We start from the raw sequence: 19,850 nt of genomic DNA on the forward strand, positions 1-19,850 counted from the left end.
TGTTCCCGCACGCTACCGGCAGCTGAGCGGGGCAACGGCGCTACACGCCGCTGTCCCCGACGGCCGGTCCGAGCAGGTCGTCGGCATCGGTGATGCGGTAGGCATACCCCTGTTCGGCGAGGAAACGCTGACGGTGCGCGGCGTATTCGGCGTCGAGGGTGTCGCGGGCGACCACCGAATAGAAATGCGCCTGTCCCCCATCCTGTTTCGGCCGCAGGAGTCTCCCGAGACGCTGCGCCTCCTCCTGCCGTGAACCGAAGGTGCCCGAAACCTGCACCGCCACCGAGGCTTCCGGCAGATCGATGGAGAAATTCGCCACCTTGCTCACCACCAGGACGGGGATCTCACCCGAGCGGAAGGCGTCGAAGAGAGCCTCGCGTTCGCGGTTCTTGGTGGCACCGGTGATGACGGGGGCGTTCAGGTCGACACCCAGTTCCTCCAACTGGTCCAGGTAGGCACCGATCACCAGGGTGGGTGCCCCCTGATGCCGGGCCAGGATGGATTCGACGACCGGGATCTTGGTGCGCGCGGTGGAGCACAGCTTGTAGCGCTCCTCCGGTTCGGCGGTGGCGTAGGCCATGCGTTCGGCATCGGTGAGGGTGACCCGCACCTCCACGCAGTCGGCGGGGGCGATCCAGCCCTGGGCCTCGATGTCCTTCCACGGCGCGTCGTAGCGTTTCGGACCGATCAGCGAGAACACGTCGCCTTCGCGGCCGTCCTCGCGCACCAGCGTGGCGGTGAGCCCGAGCCTGCGCCGCGACTGCAGATCCGCGGTCATCCGGAACACCGGGGCGGGGAGCAGGTGCACCTCGTCGTAGATCACCAGACCCCAGTCGCGGCTGTCGAACAGCTCGAGATGCTTGTACTCGCCCTTCGATTTACGGGTGATGACCTGGTACGTCGCGATGGTGACCGGACGGATCTCCTTGCGCTCACCGGAGTACTCGCCGATCTCGTCCTCGGTGAGGGTGGTGCGCGCGAGCAGCTCACGCCGCCACTGCCTGCCCGCGACGGTATTGGTGACCAGGATCAGCGTGGTGGCCTTGGCCTTGGCCATCGCGGCGGCGCCGACCATCGTCTTGCCCGCGCCGCACGGCAGCACGACCACACCGGAACCGCCCGCCCAGAACGAGTCGGCGGCCATCTCCTGGTAGTCGCGCAGGTGCCACTTGCCCTCGGTGTAGTCGAGGCCGATGTCGTGCGCCTCGCCGTCGACGTACCCGGCCAGGTCCTCGGCAGGCCAGCCGATCTTCAGCAGCATCTGCTTGATGTGACCGCGCTCGGACGGGTGCACGATCACCGTGTCGTCATCGATGCGGGCGCCGAGCATGGGTGCGATCTTCTTGTGCCGCAGCACCTCCTCGAGCACCGCGCGGTCCAGGCTCACCAGGCACAGGCCGTGCGCGGGATGCTTGACCAGCTGCAACCGGCCGTAGCGGCCCATGGTGTCGACGATGTCGACCAGCAACGGCTGCGGCACGGCGTAGCGCGAGTAGTTCACCAGGGCGTCGACCACCTGCTCGGCGTCGTGACCGGCGGCGCGGGCGTTCCACAACGCCAGCGGGGTGATGCGGTAGGTGTGCACGTGTTCGGGGGCACGCTCGAGTTCCGCGAACGGCGCGATGGCCTGACGCGCGGTGCCTGCCAACTCGTGGTCGACCTCGAGCAGCAGGGTCTTGTCGCTCTGCACGATCAACGGACCGTCTGTCACTGTGCTCCGTATCTTCGGCGGCCGGGGCCGCGGGTTCGGGGCCTGTAACCCTTCGATTCAGCGCTCGAGACTCGCGCTGCGCGCATGCGCTTCGAGCGCTGAATCGAAGGGGCGGCCCCGAACGGCTCGTAAGACTCGCCTGTGCGGGGTTGCGTTCGGCCGGGGTGTGTCGGGATCTGGTGAGCCGTTCCGGGGAGGGTTCGGCAGCTCGATCGATTGTACGGACCTGCGGTGACAGGGTTCGGCGTCGCGATGGCGGGCTGCTGAGCGCAGGGCCGCGAACCACCGCTCTGTGGCTCGTGACCGAGGCGGTGCGGATCTCGGATCGAAGCCGGTGACAGCGGTCCAGCGATCGTCGACTGGACCGCGACATGCCTCGCTGACCAGGTCAGACTCGACTCATGCTTCAGACGGCGGCGGTTTTCGGGGTTGGGGCGGCGGCGCTCGGGATGGTGCTCACGCCGGGGCCGAACATGATGTACCTGGTCTCGCGGACGGTCGCGCAGGGGCGAAGGGCGGGCATGATCTCGCTCACGGGGGTGGCGGCCGGGTTCGGGGTGTACCTGCTGGCCGCGACGGCCGGGATCACGGCATTGTTCGCGGTGGTTCCCGGGCTGTACCTCGCGCTCAAACTGGCTGGCGCCGCGTACCTGCTGTGGTTGGCCTGGCAGGCGGTCCGGCCCGGCGGCGTCTCGGTGTTCGCGCCGAGCCCGCTGCCCGCCGACCCGGCTCGGCGCCTGTTCACGATGGGGTTCGTCACCAACTTGCTCAACCCCAAGATCGCGATCATGTACATGGCGTTGATCCCGCAGTTCGTCGACCCGGCGCTCGGCTCGCTGTGGTTGCAGAGCCTGTCGCTCGGCGCGATCCAGATCACCGTCGCCCTCACGGTCAACGCGCTGATCGTGCTCGGCGCCGCGTGCCTGGCCACTTTCCTCGCCGCACGCCCGCTGTGGTTGCGTACCCAGCGCTACCTGATGGGGACCGCCCTCGGCGGCATCGCCCTCCTGCTCGCGACCGACCGCACCCGCCCCACACCGGCCTGAGCCCCTTTCCCCACCTGAATCTCGACCGCTGACGCAACTCGGCCCGACGACGGCCCGGCATCTCGGCCGCGGACGCAGCGCGGCGGTAGCGGCCGGAGCCCTCGGCTGCGGGCGTGGCAGGACGGTGGGGCGGCGATGCCCTGGTCGTGTGGTGCGACACATGGGCAGGTGTGCGGACAGTGGGGGGTGGGCGTGCCACGCTGCTTGCGGAGAGAGGAGCGGTGGTGAGTGGTGTGGTGATGGCGGGCGCGCTGGCGGCGCAGCTCGACGAGGCGGTCACCGTGGTGCATCGCAGCGGCGAGCTGCTCGGGGTGATCTCGTTCGCCGCGTCGGGGGCGCTGGTCGCCGTGCGCAAGCGGCTCGATCTGTTCGGGATGGTCGTGCTCGGCTGTGCGACGGCGCTCGGTGGTGGCATCGTGCGCGACCTGCTCATCGGACGCACCCCGCCCGCCGCGTTCACCGACCTGACCTTCCTGACCGCGTCGATCGTGACCGCGCTGATTCTGTACTTCATCGCGCCCTCGCCCCGGCTCACCAAGGGCCCGCTCGAGGTGGCCGACGCCATCGGACTCGGGCTGTTCTGTGTCACCGGCACCGTGATCGCCGACTCGGTCGGTCTCGGCGCGCCGACCGCAGCCCTGCTCGGCATGACGACGGCCATCGGCGGCGGTGTGCTGCGCGACGTGCTCAGCGGCGAGGTCCCCCTGGTCCTGCGACCCGACCAGGATCTCTATGCGATCCCCGCCCTGTTCGGCGCCGCGACCACCGCCGTCCTGCTGCACCTGGACATCTACCAGACCTGGACAGGCTTGCTCGCCGCCGCTGGTGCTGTCGGATTCCGTTTGCTCGCAAGGCATTACGGCTGGCACGCCCCGACTGCCCGCCACGCCCGCGACTGAGGTCAGCTCCGCTCAGCGTGCGGCGACTCCCGCGCGCAACCGGCGCGCACCCTCGTCGATGGTTTCGTCCCGTTTGCTGAAGGTGAAGCGCACCAGGTGTTTCCACTCGTCGGGATGGTCGACGAACGCGCTCACCGGTACGGCGGCCACGCCGAGCCGAGCAGGCATCTCCCGGCACAACGTCAACCCGTCGTCGATGCCGAGCGGTCGCACGTCAGCGCACACGAAGTAGCCGCCAGCGGTGGACGACACGGCGAAGCCGGTGTCGCGCAACGCGTCCGCGAGCCGCAGGCGCTTGTCGGCGAGGCCGTCACGCATGCGGTGTACCCAGTCCAGCTCGGTGTCGATCGCGTGGGCGACAGCGGGTTGGAACGGGCCACCACCGACGAAGGTCATGAACTGTTTCGCCGTGAGCACGGCATTCAGCAGTGGCGCGGGCGCGCACGTCCAGCCGATCTTCCAGCCGGTGACATTGAAAGTCTTCGCCGCGCTGGACACCACGATGGTCCGCTCGCGCATCCCCGGCAGCGTCGAGATGCTGATGTGCTCCACGCCGTCGTACACGAGGTGCTCGTACACCTCGTCGGCCAGCACCAGCAGATCGTGTTCGCGTGCCAGCTCGGCGATCGCGGTGAGTTCGTCGCGCGAGAGCACCGAGCCGGTGGGGTTGTGCGGTGAATTGATCACCAGCATGCGGGTTTTCGGGGTGATCGCGGCACGCAGGCTGTCGAGGTCGAGGACGAAGCGGTCGCCGTCGGGGACCAGTCGCGCGGTCCGGCGCTGCGCACCCGCCAGGGCGACCGCGGCGGCATAGGAGTCGTAGTAGGGCTCGATGAGTACCACTTCCGCGCCGGGTTCGACCAGGCCGAGCAGCGTCGCGCTGATCGCTTCCGTGGCGCCGACGGTGACCAGGACCTCGGTGTCGGGCTCGTAGCGGGTGCCGTAGCGGCGGGCGCGATCGTCGGCGACAGCGCGGCGCAGAGCGGGCACCCCTCGGCCAGGCGGGTACTGGTTGAACCCGTCGGCGATGGCGGCGCGGGCGACCTCGAGCATGCCTGCGGGACCGTCGGTGTCAGGGAATCCCTGTCCGAGATTCACCGCGTCGTGGCGCACGGCCAGTTCGGTCATCTCGGCGAAAATGGTCGAGCCGAAGGGGCGCAAGCGGGCGACGGTGGGCGGCACAGACGACATCTCCGCAGCGTATCCCACCTTTCCCAGCCGTTGCCGCACGATAGCGAAGACCTATGTTTCACAAACGTTTTTAGCCTTTGACCTGCGGTATTGTGTGATCACTCAACCTCAGCTAGCCTCGCCGTGTTCTACCTCACACACCACAGCGTGGTGGCATATCGAAAGGGGCTCGCATGGCCTCACCTCTGCTCGACTTCATCCTGCAACCGGCCGCGTCGGAGGTCGCCGGTTCGGCACTTCGCTTCATTCAGGAACAGCTCGAAGCCAGCCCGATCGTCGATTTCTTCACCGGGTCGGCCACGCCGGACAACAACATGGGCTCCTCCACCGGGGACCACAACCTCGGCTCGTCCACCGGTGATCACCAGTGGGGGTCCACCTACCCGTAGACACCGCAGCGCCGGATCGGATCGCGCGGGTCCGGTCCGGCTAGGTGCGCAGCCGGGCGCCCGACAGCTTCGCCACATTGGCGAAGTCGTAAGCGGCACAGACCAACCCATCGCGCACCGAGAACGCGAGCACCCGAACCGCCCGGCCGAACGGCGAGTTCGGATCGGTGAGTACCAGACCCGATTGCCCGTTCACCGCCGCGAAACCGATCTCCAGCGCAGGCTCTTCCAGTTGCTTGCGCCACAGGCCGACCGCCAGCCGCGCCACCTTCTCCGCACCGTCGACGACATTGAGCGCGGTGCGCGCGGTGCCGCCCGCGTCGGCGATGAAGCTCACGTCCGGATGCAGGGTGGCGGCGACCGCGGCAATGTCACCCGTGGCCAACGCGGCCAGGAAACGTCGCACCGCCTCGTCGTGCGCGTCGTCGGTCACCGGGGGTGGGGTGCGCGCCACGGCCTTGCGCGCACGGACCGCCAGTTGCCGTGCGGCATCGGGTGATACGCCGAGGATATCGGCGATCTCGTCGAACTGGACGGCGAGGCTGTCGTGCAGCACCAGCGCCACCCGCTGCTGCGGGGTGAGCGCGTCGAGCACCACCATCGCCGCCATCCGGTTGTCCTGATTGCGGACGACCACCTCGAGCGGGTCGTCGGTGCGGGCCTGCCCGGTGACGATCGGTTCCGGCAGCCACTGGCCGACGTAGGTTTCCCGGCGCACGGCCGCGCTGCGCAGATGGTCGAGGCAGATCCGGCTCACCACGGTGGTGAGCCAGGCACGCAGGTCCTCGATCTCGGATTGGTGGGCGCCCGCCATCCGCAGCCAGCTCTCCTGCACCGCGTCCTCGGCATCGCCGACGCTTCCGGTGAGCCGGTAGGCCACCGAAAGGAGATGCGCTCGATGCGATTCGAACAGGTCGGCGAGAAACGGGGAAACCATCGCCGCTGATCCTACGGAGTGGGTACACGCTGGTTGCACGGGTGTACCGGTTTCGCGGTGCCATGCGGAAAATGCCGCGAGAATCGGCCGCCCCGGCTGTCAGGATGAGCTGATGTACCAGCACACGCTCACCGACGGCACCGTGTGGCTCATCCGCCCGACGGCCGCCGATATCGACCGCATCGTCGACTGCGTGCAAGACCCCGCCGTAGCGCGCTGGACCACGATCCCCGTGCCGTACGGCCGCACCGACGCCGAGGAGTTCCTGGACCGGAACGTGGCGGCGGGATGGCTGAACAACGAGCCGATCTGGGCCATCCGCACCGCTCCCGACGGCCGTGTCGACGGCATGGTCGGGCTGCACGATCGCGGTCCCGGCGCCTGCGAGATCGGATTCTGGTTGGCGCCCGAATGCCGTGGTCGTGGTCTGATGTCGCGCGCGGTCACCCTGGTGTGCGATTTCGCCTTCGCGCCCGAAGGGCTTGGTCTGCAACGCATCACGTGGCGCGCGATGGTCGGCAACCACGCCTCGGCCGCCGCCGTTCGTCGAAACGGATTCCACTACGAGGGGAAAGCCCGGTTGGGTGGCGTGCAGCGTGGGTTTCGGGTCGACGAGTGGTACGCGGCGCGGTTGGCCGACGATCCGCCCGGGCCGGTGGATGGATGGCCTGCGGAAACCTTTCCGCCGCAAGACTGAGCCATCGCGGCACGGCTCGCACGTGCGAGAGGCGCGCGACGGGGTCGCCGAGATCTGCGATCACCACGCTCCGGTGGTGCCTACTTCGCACATTGGGCAGGGACGGGCGGTCAGGTGGGGCGGAGGCGGCGGGCGGTGCCTCGGTGGGCGGGGGTCTGGGTGGGGTCTTCGGGCCAGGCGTGTTTGGGTAGCGGCCGCGGAGGTCGGCGCGGACCTGGGGCCAGCCGGTTCGCCAGAAGGAGGGCAGGTCGGCGGTGACGGCTACGGGGCGCTGGGCCGGGGAGAGCAGGTGCAGGAGGAGGGTGGCGCGGCCGTCGGCGAGGGTTGGTGGAGTCGTCCAGCCGAAGATTTCCTGGACCTTTACCGCGAGGACCGGCTGGTCGGCGCTGTAGTCGACGCGGACGCGGCTGCCCGAGGGGACCTCGAGACGCTCAGGGGCGAGGTCGTCGAGGCGGGCGGCTTCGGGCCAGGGTAGGAGGCGGCGCAGGGCGGTACCCGCGTCGGTGCGGGCGAGGTCGGCGCGGCGGCGGGCGGTGGCGAGTTCGGGGCCGAGCCAGGAGTCGAGGTCGGCGAGGAGGGCGGTGTCGTCGACATCGGGCCACGGTGCGCCGAGTGTGTGGTGCAGGAAGGCAAGGCGATCACGCAGGGTGCGCGCGTCGTCGGACCAGCGGAGCAGACCGACCCCCTCCGCCCGCAGACCTTGCCGCAACGCCGCGCCCACCAACGCCGAATCCGCTTCACGCAGCGGCCTTTCGGACAACACGATCGCACCCAACCGTTCGACCCGCCGCGCGATCACATCCCCGCCGTCCCACCGCACTTCCTCCCGTACGCTGACCAGCCCCGGCGCCGCCTGCCGCGCCAGATCCTCAGAAGCGATGGCCGCCAGCCGAACCCGGCCCTCCGCCCGCCCCGGATCCCGATCCGCCACCGCCACCGCGAGCCACTCCGCCGCCAGCCCGGACCCCGCGGGCAACGACACCGCCGTCCCACCCGCCATCAGATACGTCCCCGACCCACTCCCCCGCCGCCGCGCCAACCTCTCCGGCTGCGCCAACGCGATCATCAACGCCACCCCTTCTTCGAGCACCCCGACACCCGACCCGGCCAACTCACCCTTCCCCGCACCCGACCCGGCCGAGTCACGCCTCCCCACACCCGACCCAGCCGACTCACCACTCCCCACACCCGACCCGGCAGACTCACGCTTTCCCGTAGCCGAGCCGCCACTGTCCCGCCTCGCATCCGCCTGCCGATCACTATGGCTTCCCGCAGGCGAACTGCTCTCGGCGCGAGCATCACCTGGCGATCCCACCTCGGCTCGAAGCTCGAACGACGTCCCCGCAGCACGGCTTTCCTCGCTGGCCAGCGCCGCGTCGTCGGTCTCCGCACCCGATGCGATTGCGCCATAGGCACTCTCACCGAGCACGGCCGTACCACCGGATTCGCCGACGAGGCGGGTGAGGCGGGTGACCTCCCGGGTCCAGCGGGGTGGGCGTTCGGTGCGCAGGGCGCGCAGGGCCGAGGTGGCGTCCACCCCGGGGGCGAGGGTGTCGTCGTCCAGCAGGGCGACCATTTCGGCGGCGAGTTTCGGGCCGAGGTGGGCGGCGCCGTCGAGGAGGGCGCGGGCCAGGCGGGGGTGCAGGCCGAGGGTGGCCATGGCGCGGCCTCGGGGCGTGATGTGGTCGTTGTCGTCGAGGGCGCCGAGGGCGTGCAGAGTGGTGCGGGCGGCGGTGAGGGCACCTTCGGGTGGGGCGTCCCACCAGGCGAGGGCGGAGCCGTCGGGAGTGCCCCAGCAGGCCAATTCGAGGGCGAGGCGAGTCAATTCGGCGGTGCGGATCTCGGGGTCGGGGTAGGCGGGCAGGGTGTGGTGTTCGTATTCGGGCCAGCACCGCCACGCGCGACCGGGCGCCTCGCGACCCGCACGCCCGGCTCGCTGTTCGGCGACGGCGGCCGAAACACGCACTGTCGCAAGGCCGGACAGCCCACGACGATGATCGACCCGCGACACCCGCGACAACCCGGAGTCCACCACCGCACGCACACCGGGCACGGTGAGACTGGATTCCGCTACGGCAGTGGACAATACGACCCTCCGCCGCTGCCCTGGTCGCAGGGCCCCGTCCTGGGCCGCGCCGGACAGCCTGCCGTGCAGGGGAAGCACATCGACGTCGAGGTCGCGCAACAACCCGGCGGTGCGGTTGATCTCACCGACTCCGGGCAGGAAGACCAGGATGTCACCGTCGGTTTCGGCGAGCGCGGTGCGTGTGGCCCGGGCGACGTGGCCTTCGACCCGTTCACGCGGTAGTGCGGGCAGGTACCCGATGTCGACGGGGTGGGTTCGCCCGCGCACCGCGAGAACGGGGGCGGCGGCACCGTCACCGCCGAGCAGCTCGGCGAGGCGATCCGCGGCGACTGTCGCGGAGGTGGCGAGCACCTTCAGGTCCGGTCGCAGACCCGACCGCGCGTCGAGCAGCAGGGCGAGCAACAGATCGGCGTCGAGGTGCCGCTCATGGCATTCGTCGAGGATCACAGTGTCGACCCCCGCGAGCTCCGGGTCCTGCTGCAACCGCCGGACCAGCAGACCGGAGGTCACCACCTCGATCCGCGTACGCGGCCCCACCTTGCGATCCCCACGGACCGCGTACCCCACGGTCTCCCCGACCCGTTCCCCGAGCAACCCGGCCATCCGCGCGGCCGCCGCTCGCGCCGCCAACCGTCGCGGTTCTGCCACCACAACTCGCCCATCGCCCGCGGCCAAGGCCAGCGGGACCAGCGTCGTCTTCCCGGTGCCCGGCGGCGCGACCAGCACCGCGACACCGCGATCGGCCAGGGTGCGCGTGATCTCCCCCAGCGCGGGCCGCACCGGAAGATCGGGAAGTTCGGGAAGTCTCATCGATCACCAGTGTGGCGCCCGCACGACGACAGCCCACAGCGGCCTGTCGCGCCGACAACCTCGAGTTCAGGGCAGCAGGTGGAAAGCCTCGGTGTGAGCGGGGCGGATCGCTCCGAAATGCCGACGGTCCACGGTCGCGATCTCGGTGATGCCGAGCCTCTCGGCGGTGGCGACAACCGAAGCGTCCGCCGTTCCCAGCGGCCAGTCACGGTAGCGCGCCACGAGTTCGGCGATCCGCAACCAGTCCCCGGGACGCACCGGCTCCACCTCGAACAATCCCTCGGCGAAGTCACCGAGGAAGCGCACCTCGGCTTCCGCACCCAATCGCGTGCCGATGAGATAGGCGGCCTCCGTGATGACGAGCGTCGGAACGACGAGCGGGCCACGGTGGCTTTGGAGTAGGTCCAAGCAGGTCCGATGATGGGCATCGTCCGCGTCGACGTAGGCGTACAGCGGCCCCGCGTCGACCAGCAGCCGCGCTATCGGTCCCACTCCCCCCGCAAGATCTCTTCGATCCGTTCGGAGATGTCGGAGCGGCCGCTGCGACCGGCACCCGCGGCGCCGAAGCGGCGAACACCCTGGCCGGGCAGCTGTGCCGCGAGCGCTTCTCGTGTCCACTCCGACACCGTCATCCCACGCCGCGCGGCCTCGTGCCGGACTCGGCTGTCGAGCTCGTCGGGGAGCTTGATGGTCGTACGCTTCATGGTATGCCAGCATACCCTTCCGGCGTGGCGACGACCAGGGGCGCCGGTTTCCCGGGCCCCTGGTGTGGGGGCTAACCGCGCCGGGTTTCGACGGCCTGCGCCAGGCGGTCGAGCTGGGTGGCGGTGGTCTCCCAGTCGATGCAGGCATCGGTGATGGACTGGCCGTAGGTGAGGTCGGCGGACTTGCCGAGGGTGAGGTCCTGGCGGCCCGCGACGAGGAACGACTCGAGCATCACACCGACCACGCCCTGTTCACCGGCGGCGAGGCGGGTCGCGATGTCGGTGACGACGTCGACCTGGCGGTTGTGGTCCTTGTTGCTGTTGCCGTGGCTGGCGTCGACCACCACGCGCTGGGGCAGCGAGGACTTCTCCAGGCGCAGCTTCGTCTCGGCGACGGAGGCGGCGTCGTAGTTGGTGCCATTGCTGCCACCGCGCAGGATGACGTGGCAGTCGGGGTTGCCCGAGGTGCGGATCAGGGCCGAGCGACCGTCGAGATCGGTGCCGGGGAAGACGTGGCTGGCGGCGGCGGCGCGCACACCGTCGACCGCGACCTGCACGTCACCGTCGGTGCCGTTCTTGATGCCAACCGGCATCGACAGCGCCGAGGACAGCTGCCGGTGCACCTGGCTGGCGGCGGTGCGGGCGCCGATCGCGCCGTAGGAGACCAGGTCCGCGATGTACTGCGGGGTGATCGGGTCGAGGAACTCACACGCCACCGGCAGGCCGAGGGCGGTGATGTCGACGAGCACCTTGCGGCCGATGCCGAGGCCGGTGTTCACGTCGAACGAACCGTCCAGGTGCGGGTCGTTGATGAGGCCCTTCCAGCCGAGCGTGGTGCGCGGCTTCTCGAAGTACACACGCATCACGATGTGCAGTCGGTCGCCCAACTCCTCGGCCTTGGCGGCCAGCTTGCGGGCGTAGTCGAGGGCGGCGACGGGGTCGTGCACCGAACACGGGCCGACGATCACCATCAGGCGGTCGTCGTCGCCGTTGAGCACGTCGATGGTGGCTTTGCGGCCCGCCCGCACGGTGTCGGCCAGTTCGTCGGTGATGGGGTGCACGAGGCGGACCTCGGCGGGCGAGCGCAGGGGGCTCACGCTGAGGGTGCGCTGATCGTCGAGATCGGAGTGCCGCGCGTCTACGTCAACTGCGGTGGTCATGGGAATGTGGGTCCTTTTCGGTTGAAGGCCGACCCACGGAAATTTCGCTACCCGTCGAGCCGGTCAGGTATCCGGCTCGGGGTGGAGGAAGTCAGCGCGCAGGGTCGCAGACCGGCCCACCCAGGGCCGGCTCGCTAAACCAGAAATATGCGCGCTGCATGCCGTGGACTGTACCACCGGTGAAACGTCGCGGACCCGCGCGTGGTTGCCCGGAGTGTGCACCATCACAGCGTCGCGGCCGTTGACCTCAACCTCACTCGAGCTCTTAGCGTCGGTGGCGAGGAAAGGAAATCGACTGTGACAACACTGGTTACGGGCGCGACGGGCAATTCCGGGCGCCAGGTGGTTCGGGAACTCGTCGAGCGCGGCGAGAAGGTCAAAGCACTCACCCGTGACGCCGACCGGGCACGCGCGCTCCTCGGCCCGGACGTGGAACTCGTCACCGGAACGCACACCGAGCCGGACACCCTCGACTGGCACGGCGTCGACCGGCTACACGTGACCGTGACGGCCGGTCTGACCGAGGTGGGTCAGGAACTCGTCGACCGGGCGGTGGCGGCGGGCGTGCGGCGCATCACCGTCGTCTGGGGCGGCGGTGTCGGTCCCGTCGAGGAGGCAATCGAGCGTTCCGGGGTGGAGTGGACGCGACTGGAACCGCAGGAATTCATGTCGAACACGCTCACCTGGGCCGACTCGATCCGGGCCGAGGGCGTGGTCCGTGAGCCGTACGCGCATCCGAGCGCGTTGGTGCACGAGGCCGATATCGGCGCGGTGGCGGCGGTCGCGCTGCTCGAGGACGGCCACGCCGGGCGGGCCTACAACCTCACCGGTCCGCAGGCGCTCACCCCGCAGGAGCGGTTGGCCGTGCTCGCCGAGGCGGCCGGACGCGAGATCGCGTTCGTCACCATCAGCCACGAGCAGGCGATCGAACGGCTGACGGCGACCGGGGTGTCGCGGGCCGACGCCGAGTACGTGATCGGCTGGTACGCCGAGTCGAACCCGGCGTCCTACACCGTCGACCCGACCGTCGAAAACGTGCTCGGCCGCCCGGCGCGCACGTTCGCGCAGTGGGCGGCCGAATACGGTCACCGGTTCCGCTGAGTTCCGCGCACGGCCCGGAGTACTTGTACTCGTCACCGTGCACGGGCCGCGCACGTTTCGGGGACTCGGCGGCCGAGTTCAAGGGTTCGGCGCCGGGCTCAGCCCCACTGACCGGGGACGTAGTCGCCCGCCGGGGTGTGGGCGATGGCATTGAGCCGGTTCCAGGCGTTGATCGTCGCGATGGCGGCGATCAACGCGGCGATCTGGTCGTCGTCGTAGTGCTTGCGGACCTGCTGCCAGGTGTCCTCGCTCACCTGGCCGCCGTCGGCGACGCGGGTCGTCTCCTCGGTGATCGCGAGCGCGGCCCGCTCCGCCTCGGTGAACACGTTGGCCTCGCGCCAGGCCGCGACCAGGTTGATCCGCACCGAGGACTCGCCCATGTGCGCGGCGTCCTTGGTGTGCATGTCGACGCAGTAGCTGCACCCGTTGATCTGCGACGCGCGGATCTTCACCAGTTCGTGGGTGGCCTTCGGCAGCGGCGAGCCGTCGATCACCTTGGCCGCGGTCTGCAACCGCTTCACGAAACTGGTGGCGACGGGGTTGTTGTAGAGGTCGAAACGCGCTTCCATGATCACTCCTTCGTCGATGGGATTCACCGATACGACGACGCAGCACGCCGGAGTGTGACATGGGTGATCGCGATCACCTCAGAGCAGCCCGCACAGCTTCTCCGACAGCTCCCAGAGTTCGGCGGCGACCGCGCGATCGTGCGCGGGCGCGGCCATCGCGCAGGGCGCCGGATATCCCCACAGGCCGAACAGGCCGTCGGGACCGTAGAAGCCACCGGGCTCCACGTCGGCGGTCGCGGCGAACAGCGTCGGCAGCGCCCCCTGGGCGGCACTCTGGGCGAACATCCGGTTGCCCAGCCACATGAAGACTTCCTGCACCGATTCGGTGTGCGACATGAGTTCGGTCGCGGCATACCCGGGATGGGCGGCCACCGAGAGCACCGAGGAACCCTCACCGGCGAGGCGGCGTTGCAGTTCGGTGGCGAACATCAGGTTGGCCAGTTTGGACTGCCCGTAGGCGCGCCACCGGTCGTAGCGGCGCTGTTCCCAGTTGGGGTCGGTCAGGTCGATCCGGCCGATGCGGTGCGCATTGCTCGACACCGTGACCACGCGGTCGGCGATCCGGTCGAGCAGCAGGTTGGTGAGGGCGAAGTGGCCGAGATGGTTGGTGCCGAACTGCATTTCGAAACCGTCGGCGGTGCGGCGCAGTGGCAGCGCCATCACCCCGGCGTTGTTGACGAGCACGTCGACCCGCTCGATCGACTCGGCGAAGGCGCGCACCGAGTTGAGGTCGGCCAGGTCGAGTTCGCGTACCTCGGTCTCCCCCGGCAGCTCGCGCGCCACCTGCTCGGCCTTGGCCGTATCGCGGCAGGCCAGGATCACCCGCGCGCCCTTCGCGGACAACGCCCGCACGGTGGCGGCACCGAGACCGCTGTTGGCACCGGTCACGAGGAACGTGCGCCCGGTCTGGTCGGATAGGTCAGCGGTAGTCCACTTGCTCACCGGCCGAATTCTAGTGCGAGCTGGGCGTATCGCGAATCGGGAAGCCCGGTGGGCGACCGGCCCGGTCAGGACTGCGCCAGGATCTCCTCATCGCTCATCGCGGCCACCTCGAGATACATCGCCGCCACGACCTCCAAGCGGCCCGCCGACCCGGACTCGTTCTCCCGCTGCGACATTCGCCGTGCCAAACCTTCGACACTGCGTGCCGTGAACAGGTCGGCCACCACGGTGTCCGGAGCATCGAGCCATTCCCGGATGCGGGCAACGGCGGTGGTGGCGAGCACGGAATCGCCGCCGAGCGCGAAGAAGTCGTCCGTGACGCCGATCCGCTCGGCCGCGAGGACCTCACCGATCACCGCCGCGAGCGCGCGTTCCAGATCGGTGCGCGGGGCGACGAATTCCTCGGCGGCCTCACCCTTTTCGAGCACCGCGCGGATGGCCTTGCGATCCGGTTTGGCATTCGGGGTGAGTGGGAGTTCGGGCAGCAGCTCGAGCCGGGTGGGCACCATGTAGGTGGGGACCAGTTCGGCGGCGGCCGCCAACACGGTGTCGACATCGAGGTCGGTGTCCGGCGTCGGCACCACCAGCGCGACCAGTTTCGGCGCGGCCTTGCCGACCACGGCGGCGACCGCGTGCCGCACCCCCGCCACGGCGCGCAGGGCGCTCTCCACCTCGCCGAGTTCCACCCGGTAGCCGCGGATCTTCACCTGGTGATCGGCGCGACCGAGGAATTCCAGGCCGCCGTCGGGCAGGTAGCGGGCCAGGTCGCCGGTGCGGTACCAGCGCACGCCCTCGTGGGTGACGAAGCGATCGGCGGTGCGTTCGGGGTCCTTGCGATACCCGGCCGCCACGCCGTCCCCACCGATCCACAGTTCACCGCTGACCCAGTCGGGGCAGTCGTTGCCCGCCGGGCCGACCACGCGGCACCGCACATTGCGCAGCGGGGTGCCGTAGGGCACCGCCGTCCATTCGGCCGGTACCTCGGCGCCGACGACCTCGCAGATGGTGGAGTGGATGGCGGTTTCGGTGGCGCCACCGAGACCGGCGAAGCGGCAGTCCGGCGACACGGCCGCCAGGCGCGCGGGCAGGGCCACATCCACCCAGTCGCCACCGAGGATCACCGTGCGCAGCGACGGCAGCGGCTGGCCACCGGCGGCGGTGAGCAACATGTCGAGCAGGCTCGGCACGCAGTTGACCAGCGACACCTCGTGACGACGGATGAGGTCGACCCAGCGCGCCGGGTCGCCGCGTTGCGCGTCGTCGACGGCGACCACGGCGCCGCCGACCCCGAGCAGGCCGAAGATGTCGTAGACCGAGAGGTCGAATTCCAGGGCCGAGAGGGCGAGCGCGCGGTCGTCGGCACCGATGCCGAAGCGGTCGTCGAGGTCGTCGATGGTGTTCATGGCGGCGCGGTGGGGCACCTCGACACCCTTGGGCTTGCCCGTGGAGCCGGAGGTGAACAGCACGTAGGCGATGTTCTCCGGATCGCCGAAGACGGGGCGCGCCAAGGGTTCCGGGTGGTTACGGGCCTCGGCCAGGTCGATGACCTTGGCCTCGGGGATCTGCGCGCCACCCACGGTGAGCACCGCGACGGCGTCGGCGGTGGCGAGGATCTCGGCGCGGCGGGCGGCGGGCTGGTAGAAACCGATCGGCACGTACACCGCACCGGCGGCGAGCACGCCGAGCACGGCGACCACCTGATCCGGGCCCTTCGGCAGCTGTACCGCCACCGAATCACCCGGCGTCACACCGGCTTCGCGCAGAGCGCCCGCCACAGCGAGGGCGTCGGCGGCCAGATCGCCGTAGGTCAACTGCCCGGCGGGCTCCCAGAGCACCGCCGGTGCGGACGGGTTCGTCGCGGCGTTGGCGAAGAAGCCGGTGTGCAGGAGGTTTCCGCTCAGCGGCGCGGCCGTCGCGTTCACCCGGGCACGAGTCGCGGCCTGCTCCACCGGGATTCGCACACCGGCCTCGGCCTGCCAGCCCGCCGAGTTCGGGCGGACCGTGAGCTCTTCGCGGTCCACGAGCGTGTCTGCGACGCGCTCGGCATCGATCGCGGTGTCCGCACCGGACGCCTCGTCACGGGACTGCGTTACCGCACCGCCGAGGCGTTCGATCGCCTCGATGTAGCGGGCGAACATGTCGTCGACCATGCCGGGCGGGAAGGCGGACTCGCGGATGTCCCAGTTGAGCAGCAGGCCGCCGCGGACCTCGGTGATCTGGGCGTCGAGCAGCACCTGCGGGCCCTGGGAAATGATCCAGACCGGGTCACCGAAGGTGTCGGTGACGGTATCGGCGAACAGTTCGCCGAGGTTGAGGGCACTGGTGTAGACGATGGGGGCCAGCACCGGCTCGCCGCGCCGGCGGCCGAGGTCGCGCAGGACCTCGAGACCGGAGTAGGCCGAGTGGGCGCCCGCCTCGTGCAGGCGCTGCTGCAGCGTGCGCGCGCGATCGGCGACCGTGGCGGGCCCGGTGACGTCGACCTCGAGCAGCACCGAGGAGGTGAAGTCGCCGACCACGCCGTCGACCTGCGGGTGCACCGGTTCCCGGTGGAACAACGGCAGATTCAGCAGGAAGCGGCGCTGCGCCGACCAACCGCCGATGGTTTCGGCGAACACCGAGGCCAGCGCCATCGCCGGGGTGATGCCACGGGCGTGGGCGGCGTCGAACACCTGCGTCTTGGCCTCCGGTGACAGCCACCGGTGCAGACGGATGGTGCGGTTCGGCTCCGAAACATGCTGCGCCTGCGGCAGTTCGGGTGCGCCGGGCAGTTCGGCGAGCCGGCCACGCCACCAGTCGCGGTCGCGTTCGCGCTCCTCGTCGGTGGACGGCTGTTCGGCCAGGTACTGGCGGAATGTGTAGTCCTGCGGTGCCAACTGTTCGCCGTGGTAGAGCTCGGCGAGGTCGGTGACGAGGATGCGGTAGCTCATGGCGTCGGCGGCGAGCATGTCGACATCGAGGTGCAGGCGGGTGCGACCGTCGGCCAGGCGGGTGAGGGCGATGTCGATCACCTGGCCGTCCTCCACGGCCATCCGCTGATGGGTGCGCTGATCTCGGAGTTCCTCGAGTCTGCGCTGCGCTTCGTCCTCGGAGACCGCGCGAAGATCGGTGACGCCGAACACGGCCCGCCCCGGGCGGTCCAGGGTCTGCTGGGTGCCGTCCGGCAGGAATCTCGTCCGCAGCATCGGGTGACGCACGAGCAATTGCTCCACGGCACGCTCGAGGCGCTGCGGGTCCACACCCTGCCCGTCGAACTCGACATACAGATGCGCGGCGACACCACCCAGCTCCTGCGCGTCGGAGCGGCCGATCCAGTACGCGTGCTGCATGGGGGCGAGGGGGAACGGCGTTCCGTCGTCGGCGACGAGTTCCGGTTCGCCCTCGGCCGGTGCCTGAGCGGCGGTGATCACGGTGTCTGTCGCCTGCGCGTCGGCGGCCGAGGCATCGTCGTGCGCCTGCGCGGCGCCGGGTGCTTCGGCACCGGTGTCGTTGTCCGGCGCCGAAGGCGTGACGCCGCCGAGGGTTTCCGGGTCGGCGCCGTTGAGTAAGGCGTGCCAGGCGTCGATGGTCGGATGCGCGGCGAGGAGGGCGAAGTTCACCCTGATGCCGCGTTTGCGCCAGGCGCCCGCGAGCTTCATGGTGCGGATAGAGTCGAGGCCGAGCTGGATCAGGTCGTCGGCGTCGGCGACGGCTTCGGGGGTGATGTCGAGGTGGCGGGCGATCGCGGCACGGATCTCGGCGCGGTCGATTCCGGCGCCGTTCGCGGGTGCTTTCTCCATCTGCCGATCACTCCTTGCTCGCCGCCCGGTGCCGGACGGATTCGATACTGCTCGGCGGCAGCCTACTCCACTGAGATAGGGTTGCCTAACCTATGGTCGTGAACCGCACGGTTCCCGGCCGCTTTGATCTGGATCGACCGGAGGGTGCGACTGTGACCACGTCGGCTAGCCATCGCGAGGGCTATGTTCCGTTTCCCGAGGCCGAGGCGCAGGAGTACCGCGCGGCAGGCTACTGGGCCGGGCGCACGCTCGGTGACCTGCTGCGCGACACCGCCCGCACCCAGCCGTCGAGCCCCGCGATCCTCAGCGATGCCGCCGTGCGGACCTACGCCGAACTCGATGCCGACGCCGACGCCATGGCCCACGGCCTGCTCGCCCTCGGTATCCGCCCCGGCGACCGGGTGATCGTGCAGTTGCCGAACATCCCCGAATTCGCGACCGCGCTGTTCGGCATCCTGCGAGCGGGCATCATCCCCGTCCTCACCTTGCCCGCGCACCGCCGCGCCGAGATCGAGCACCTGGCCGCACTCTCGGAGGCCGTCGCCTACCTGATCCCCGACCGCCTCGGCGAGTTCGACTACCGCGAGCTGGCCGCCACAGTGCGCGCCGCCGTGCCGAGCCTGGCACACGTGCTGGTAGCGGGCGAACCGGGCGCATTCCGTGCCCTCGATTCCGTTCCGACACAGGGCGATTCGCTGCCCGAGGTGGACTCAGCCGAGATCGCCGTCATGCTGGTCTCCGGCGGAACCACCGGCCTGCCCAAGCTGATCGCGCGCACCCACGACGACTACGTCTACAACGCCACCGCCAGCGCGCGGGTGTGCGAGCTCACCGCCGACGACGTGTACCTCGCGACATTGCCCGCCGCACACAACTTCCCGCTGGCCTGCCCCGGCATCCTCGGCACCGTCGCCACCGGCGGCGCCGTCGCCTTCACCCTCGACCCCAGCCCCGAAGCCGCCTTCGCCGCCATCGAGAAGCACCGCGTCACCGTGAGCGCCGTCGTGCCGCCGCTGGCCCAATTGTGGAGTGCCGCAGTGGATTGGGAGGACGCCGACCTGAGCTCGCTGCGCCTGCTCCAGGTGGGCGGCGCCCGACTCGCCGAGGTGAATGCCCGTGAAGTGGAACCGGCGCTGCAGTGTCGGCTGCAGCAGGTGTTCGGAATGGCCGAAGGTCTGCTGAACTACACCCGACTCGACGACCCCGACGAACTCGTCTACACCACCCAGGGCAGGCCGCTGTCGCCCGGCGACGAGATCCGTGTCGTCGACGGTCAGGGCGACGACGTGGCGCCCGGGGAGGAGGGCGAGCTGCTCACCCGTGGTCCCTACACCCTGCGCGGCTACTACCGCGCGCCCGAACACAATGCGCGCGCCTTCACGGTCGACGGGTACTACCGCAGTGGCGACCTGGTTCGTCAGCTTCCCACCGGTCACCTCGTCGTAAGCGGACGTATCAAGGACGTCATCAATCGTGGGGGTGAGAACATCTCCTGCGATGAGTTGGAGGAACACCTGCTGGCGCATCCCGCTGTGCGGCACGCGGCTGCCGTCGGGCTTCCCGATCCGTCGCTCGGGGAGAAGGTGTGTGTGGTTCTGGTGGTGACCGGTGCGCTGCCGACGCTTCCCGAGCTGAAGATGTTCCTCACTGAGCGGGGGTTGGCTACGTACAAGCTTCCCGATTTGATCCGACAGGCGGATTCGCTGCCGGTTACCGCTGTCGGGAAGATCGATAAGAAGGCTTTGCGCGGCACTTTGTGAGGGGCGAGGGGGCGAGATTCGGGTGCGCTGCCTACCGGGCTCCCCGACCACACCGCACTACTCGAGTCCGCC

At 69.7% G+C, this 19,850-nt stretch carries 15 protein-coding genes and 1 pseudogene; 6 read left to right on the forward strand and 10 right to left on the reverse strand.

Going from position 1 to position 19,850, the window contains the following annotated elements:
- Positions 1–40 precede the first annotated feature (40 nt).
- Complete coding sequence (locus NC7_RS13190) at positions 41–1,711, reverse strand: DNA repair helicase XPB (RefSeq protein WP_067982637.1); 1,671 nt, start codon at positions 1,709–1,711, stop codon at positions 41–43.
- 401 nt (positions 1,712–2,112) lie between these two features.
- Between NC7_RS13190 and NC7_RS13195 the strand changes: the two genes are divergently transcribed.
- On the forward strand, positions 2,113–2,757 hold the full coding sequence (locus NC7_RS13195) for a LysE family translocator (RefSeq protein WP_067982640.1): 645 nt from the start codon (positions 2,113–2,115) through the stop codon (positions 2,755–2,757).
- Between the two features lie 239 nt (positions 2,758–2,996).
- Positions 2,997–3,656: a trimeric intracellular cation channel family protein gene (locus NC7_RS13200; protein WP_067492568.1), complete on the forward strand. Its 660-nt coding sequence runs from the start codon at positions 2,997–2,999 to the stop codon at positions 3,654–3,656.
- 12 nt (positions 3,657–3,668) lie between these two features.
- On the opposite strand, the gene NC7_RS13205 is transcribed toward NC7_RS13200, so the two are convergent.
- Positions 3,669–4,847: a pyridoxal phosphate-dependent aminotransferase gene (locus NC7_RS13205; RefSeq protein WP_067982644.1), complete on the reverse strand. Its 1,179-nt coding sequence runs from the start codon at positions 4,845–4,847 to the stop codon at positions 3,669–3,671.
- Between the two features lie 173 nt (positions 4,848–5,020).
- Here NC7_RS13205 and NC7_RS13210 point away from each other — a divergent pair, with 173 nt between their 5' ends.
- The gene (locus tag NC7_RS13210) at positions 5,021–5,236 is read left to right on the forward strand and encodes a hypothetical protein (protein WP_067492380.1); all 216 of its coding nucleotides are present in this window, start codon (positions 5,021–5,023) and stop codon (positions 5,234–5,236) included.
- 40 nt (positions 5,237–5,276) lie between these two features.
- On the opposite strand, the gene NC7_RS13215 is transcribed toward NC7_RS13210, so the two are convergent.
- Positions 5,277–6,173, reverse strand: a complete 897-nt coding sequence (locus NC7_RS13215) for a sigma-70 family RNA polymerase sigma factor (RefSeq protein WP_067982645.1) — start codon at positions 6,171–6,173, stop codon at positions 5,277–5,279.
- 112 nt (positions 6,174–6,285) lie between these two features.
- Between NC7_RS13215 and NC7_RS13220 the strand changes: the two genes are divergently transcribed.
- Positions 6,286–6,870, forward strand: a complete 585-nt coding sequence (locus tag NC7_RS13220) for a GNAT family N-acetyltransferase (RefSeq protein WP_067982648.1) — start codon at positions 6,286–6,288, stop codon at positions 6,868–6,870.
- A 220-nt stretch (positions 6,871–7,090) separates the two neighbouring features.
- Here NC7_RS13220 and NC7_RS13225 read toward each other — a convergent pair.
- The 4 genes and pseudogenes from NC7_RS13225 to NC7_RS13240 all read right to left on the reverse strand — a co-directional run.
- Positions 7,091–9,766 (reverse strand): annotated as a pseudogene (locus tag NC7_RS13225) (ATP-dependent RNA helicase); the annotation flags it as partial.
- A 66-nt stretch (positions 9,767–9,832) separates the two neighbouring features.
- Complete coding sequence (locus tag NC7_RS13230) at positions 9,833–10,258, reverse strand: type II toxin-antitoxin system VapC family toxin (RefSeq protein WP_236573239.1); 426 nt, start codon at positions 10,256–10,258, stop codon at positions 9,833–9,835.
- Positions 10,246–10,470 carry a ribbon-helix-helix domain-containing protein gene (locus tag NC7_RS13235; RefSeq protein ID WP_067982652.1) on the reverse strand — a complete coding sequence of 75 codons (225 nt, stop codon included), beginning with the start codon at positions 10,468–10,470 and terminating at the stop codon, positions 10,246–10,248. The genes NC7_RS13230 and NC7_RS13235 overlap by 13 nt, the downstream gene beginning before the upstream one ends.
- A 71-nt stretch (positions 10,471–10,541) precedes the next feature.
- A complete protein-coding gene (locus NC7_RS13240) occupies positions 10,542–11,630 on the reverse strand; it encodes a 3-deoxy-7-phosphoheptulonate synthase (protein WP_067982655.1) in 1,089 nt (362 codons plus the stop codon).
- A gap of 297 nt (positions 11,631–11,927) precedes the next feature.
- On the opposite strand from NC7_RS13240, the gene NC7_RS13245 reads away from it, so the two are divergent.
- Positions 11,928–12,731: an NmrA family NAD(P)-binding protein gene (locus tag NC7_RS13245; RefSeq protein ID WP_067982658.1), complete on the forward strand. Its 804-nt coding sequence runs from the start codon at positions 11,928–11,930 to the stop codon at positions 12,729–12,731.
- Between the two features lie 98 nt (positions 12,732–12,829).
- On the opposite strand, the gene NC7_RS13250 is transcribed toward NC7_RS13245, so the two are convergent.
- The 3 genes from NC7_RS13250 to NC7_RS13260 all read right to left on the reverse strand — a co-directional run bounded on the left by NC7_RS13250 (position 12,830) and on the right by NC7_RS13260 (position 18,018).
- The gene (locus NC7_RS13250; protein WP_067982765.1) at positions 12,830–13,300 is read right to left on the reverse strand and encodes a carboxymuconolactone decarboxylase family protein; all 471 of its coding nucleotides are present in this window, start codon (positions 13,298–13,300) and stop codon (positions 12,830–12,832) included.
- Positions 13,301–13,378: 78 nt separating this feature from the next.
- Positions 13,379–14,242, reverse strand: a complete 864-nt coding sequence (locus tag NC7_RS13255; RefSeq protein WP_067982662.1) for an oxidoreductase — start codon at positions 14,240–14,242, stop codon at positions 13,379–13,381.
- Between the two features lie 65 nt (positions 14,243–14,307).
- Positions 14,308–18,018, reverse strand: a complete 3,711-nt coding sequence (locus NC7_RS13260) for a non-ribosomal peptide synthetase (RefSeq protein WP_067982665.1) — start codon at positions 18,016–18,018, stop codon at positions 14,308–14,310.
- 152 nt (positions 18,019–18,170) lie between these two features.
- On the opposite strand from NC7_RS13260, the gene NC7_RS13265 reads away from it, so the two are divergent.
- Positions 18,171–19,778 (forward strand): (2,3-dihydroxybenzoyl)adenylate synthase, encoded by a 1,608-nt coding sequence (locus NC7_RS13265; RefSeq protein ID WP_067982668.1) that lies wholly within the window; start codon positions 18,171–18,173, stop codon positions 19,776–19,778.
- Positions 19,779–19,850: the final 72 nt, after the last annotated feature.

Source organism: Nocardia caishijiensis NBRC 108228 (assembly GCF_001612825.1).
GTDB classification, from domain to species: Bacteria; Actinomycetota; Actinomycetes; order Mycobacteriales; family Mycobacteriaceae; genus Nocardia; species Nocardia caishijiensis.